The following is a 658-nucleotide window of genomic DNA, read 5'->3' on the forward strand; positions in this document are numbered from 1 at the left end:
AATCAGCGAGTCAGCTTGGGAAGAAATGACCTGCTTATTCGCACCTTCCCTAGTCTTTAAAGATCAGAGATTTTTTTTCTTCAACTCTTCAAGCCTGCTGTTATCTTCCTCAGTGAAAATTGTTGCATCATACAACATCTGATTATCAGTACCGTCCACTCTTACGAGTGTCACAGTCAAAACAGCGTCTTTTGGGGCATAAAGTACACCCCATTCAGAATTCTTAGGGGGGGCAATAGCCCATGTGGCTTCTTCATTTGGCTTAAGCCCCTCAGGAATATCATAGAAAAAATTACTTACCAGCCATGGTACTGAGTATCCCTCGCTTGCCATCACTCCGTGCAGGTACGCTCTGGAGATAACGGTATCAGTATTATTTTTAACAACCAGTCTAATTACGGGTTGTGGCTTACCGTCTTGCTCAGGCTCCATGGTAAATCTGGATGATAAAACCTGGATTTTCATCAACTCTTTTTTAGCCACGTCGGCGTCAGCTTTTTTCTGTTCCAGCGCTTTGATTTCCTGAGTCATCTTTTCTTTTAACTTCATCTCGGCTTTGTTGAATAAATCAGATTTCGGGTAAGTCTCCCCCGTAGCGGGTTCTGTTTTCAGGCAATACGCACGCTTTCAGGCATACCTGCTTTCGTCATTTTGTTCA

Annotated in this window: 1 protein-coding gene; it reads right to left on the reverse strand. The window is 43.3% G+C overall.

Translation table 11 applies throughout. The annotated features are described in order from the left end of the window. Positions 1–63: 63 nt before the first annotated feature. Positions 64–549, reverse strand: coding sequence for a hypothetical protein (locus HX884_RS26700; RefSeq protein ID WP_249166298.1), 486 nt, complete (start codon positions 547–549; stop codon positions 64–66). Between the last annotated feature and the right edge of the window lie 109 nt (positions 550–658).

The sequence above is a fragment of the Enterobacter sp. SECR19-1250 genome, assembly GCF_013391025.1.
Lineage (GTDB): Bacteria > Pseudomonadota > Gammaproteobacteria > Enterobacterales > Enterobacteriaceae > Enterobacter > Enterobacter cloacae.